This is a genomic window from Lentzea kentuckyensis (genome assembly GCF_002150765.1).
GTDB classification, from domain to species: Bacteria; Actinomycetota; Actinomycetes; order Mycobacteriales; family Pseudonocardiaceae; genus Lentzea; species Lentzea kentuckyensis.
Genome location: NZ_MUYM01000114.1, coordinates 1 through 2,503, shown reverse-complemented (window position 1 = coordinate 2,503; position 2,503 = coordinate 1). Strand labels below are relative to the sequence as shown.

General features: G+C 68.3%; 4 protein-coding genes. 2 read left to right on the top strand and 2 right to left on the bottom strand.

Translation table 11 applies throughout. The features are described from left to right. Positions 1-133 (top strand): His/Gly/Thr/Pro-type tRNA ligase C-terminal domain-containing protein (locus B0F77_RS50770; protein ID WP_342746894.1); only part of this gene is annotated, 133 nt, incomplete at its 5' end. Between the two features lie 78 nt (positions 134-211). On the opposite strand, the gene B0F77_RS39725 is transcribed toward B0F77_RS50770, so the two are convergent. Further along, complete coding sequence (locus B0F77_RS39725) at positions 212-1,186, bottom strand: DUF8017 domain-containing protein (RefSeq protein WP_086668225.1); 975 nt, start codon at positions 1,184-1,186, stop codon at positions 212-214. A gap of 122 nt (positions 1,187-1,308) precedes the next feature. Between B0F77_RS39725 and B0F77_RS39720 the strand changes: the two genes are divergently transcribed. Then, on the top strand, positions 1,309-2,268 hold the full coding sequence (locus B0F77_RS39720; protein WP_169731053.1) for a YhgE/Pip domain-containing protein: 960 nt from the start codon (positions 1,309-1,311) through the stop codon (positions 2,266-2,268). Here B0F77_RS39720 and B0F77_RS39715 read toward each other — a convergent pair. After that, positions 2,164-2,503, bottom strand: a 340-nt coding sequence (locus B0F77_RS39715) for a YjbQ family protein (RefSeq protein WP_143467165.1), incomplete at its 5' end; no start/stop codon positions are given. The two genes, B0F77_RS39720 and B0F77_RS39715, sit on opposite strands and share 105 nt — an antisense overlap.

Below are 2,503 nucleotides of genomic sequence, written 5' to 3'. Positions count from 1 at the left end.
CCCGACGATCCTGGTCGTCGGCCGCGGCCTGAAGGACGGCGTGGTCGAGGTCAAGGACCGCAAGTCCGGCGAGCGCGCCGACGTGCCGGTCGCGGAGGTCGTCGACCACCTGGTCCAGGTCGTTCGCGGCTGATCGAACCGACGAAGAACGCCCGGCCGGGAATCCTCGGCCGGGCGTTCTGTCGTTCATCCGTCAGCAGCTACGCGCTGATCAGGTCGTCGGCACCAAAGAGTCGATCATCTTCTGCAGCTCGGTCTCCTTCGGCAGCGGAGGGTTGTTGCCGCCTCCGCCGCCCTCCAGGTCGCCGTTCACGACCAGCACGTGCAGCTTGCTGCTGCCGTTGAGCACGACGACCTTGAGCATGCCCTTGCTGGCCAGGCACTTGCTGGCCGACTGGGTGACCGTGGCGTCGACCTGCGCACCCTCGACGACGACCTTCTGGCCGTTCTTCTGGGTGTGCTGGATCTTCACGGGCTTGGGCTGCGACAGGTCCACCTTGGGCTCGCCGCCCGAGGAGTAGAACTGCACCGCCATGGCCTTGGCGAAGTCCGTCGCCGTCTTGTTGATGTCGCCCTTGGGCAGCAACGTGCCGCCGTTGGTGCCCTTCGTGAAGTCCTTGCCCTCGCACTGGTAGTCGCCGTACGAGGTGATGCCGGACAGCGAGATGCCCGGGAACTTCTCGACGCCGATCTTGGCCCCGGCGAGCACGTCCCAGCTCTTCGGGACCTCGTAGTTGAAGCCGAGACCCGTCTCGACGCACTGCATGCCGTCGTCCTTGCACGGACCATCGGTCGGCTGCGACGAGGCGCTGGTCGGGGTGGACGGGCCGTTCTGGGCGTTGGTGTTGTCCGAGCGCGAGAGCAGCATCCACGTGAGGCCGCCGCCGACCAGCAGCACCAGCACGACCGCGCCGAGCACCAGCCAGAGCGTCTTCTTGCTCTTCTTCGGCGGTTCGTCGCCGAACCCGCCGTACACGCCGAGGCCGCCGTACCCGCCCTGACCCTGCTGGGGGAAACCGCCGGTCTGGGGATAGCCGCCCTGCTGCGGGAAACCACCGGTCTGCGGGTAGCCGCCGGTCTGGTAGCCGCCGCTGGGATAGCCACCGCTCGGGTGGTCACCCTGTTGCTGGCCCCAGCCCTGCTGGTCGTTCCAGCCGCCCTGTCCGCCGCCACCTGGGTAAGTCACGGGCGGAACGGTACCTGGTGGGTCTGACAGTCCTTAATTCATCAGGCGTTGACTTCGATGGCGTGTCGGGCGTACCGTTCGCTCACAGAATTCAACGAGTGATGAACTTTAGGAGGCTCGTGATGCGCACCGCGCTGGTCACCGCCGTCGCAGGCGCGGTGGTGGCGTTTCTCCTGGGACTGCTGACTTTCGGCGTGCAGGCGACCGTGCACCCGCACGACGTCCCGCTCGCCGTGGTGGCGCCTCCGCCGATCGCGGAACGCGTCGCGGCCGCCGACTCCGCCGAGGTCGACATCAGGGTCGTCGGCGCCGACGAAGCCCGGACCCTGTTGGCGGACAAGGAGGTCTACGGCGTGCTGGAGATCGTGCCCGGCCAGGCGACGATCCGGTTGAACCCGGCGATCAACCCGTCCGGCACGCAGGTCGCGCAACAGGTGCTGACCGGCGTCGCGCAAGGCGCCGGGCTGCCGCTCAAGGTCGAGACCCAGGCCGTGTCCGCCGCCGAACGCACGGCGCCGCTCGCCGCGTCGGCGTTGCTGTGGGTCGGCGGAATGATCGCCGGTCTGCTGTTCGTGGTGCTGAAAGGTCGCCGGCTGAGGTTGCTGTCGTCGCTCACCACGGCCGTGCTGGTGGTCGCCTCCGTGACCGGGTTGCTGGCCTGGTGGGGCGTCACGTTCAGCGCCGAGGCACTCGGCTTCATGCTCGCTGTCGCCGTGTCGTTCGCACTGCTGCAGGCCGGGTTGTTCAAACACCTCGGCATCCGCGCGATGGCCGTCCTCGGCCTGCTTTACCTGATGGCGCCCGCGGTGGCGGGCCAGGTGCCGGAACTGCTCAACCCGGTCTACAAGGCAGTCCTGTGGTCGTGGACGCCGTTCCGGTTCTCCACGGAAGGTCTGCGCAGCCTGATGTACGACGGGTCCATCAGCACCGAGTGGTGGGTGTTCGGCGGGATCGCGCTCGTCGGGCTCGTGCTGCTGCTAGCCGGCCAGGAAGCTCAGCCGGACCGTGCGAACCGGGTTGTCGACGTTGGTGTCGACGAGGCAGATCGACTGCCACGTGCCGAGCGCCAGCACACCGCCTAGTACCGGGATCGTCGCGTACGGCGGCACCAGCGCGGGCATCACGTGGTCACGGCCGTGACCAGGGGTGCCGTGCCGGTGCCGCCACTTCACGTCGTGGGGCAGGATGCGCTCCAACGCCGTCAGCAGGTCGTCGTCGCTGCCCGCGCCCGTCTCGATGATGGCGACACCCGCGGTCGCGTGTGGCACCCACACGTGCAGCAGGCCGTCGCCGTTCTCATCGGCGAGGAAACGCTCG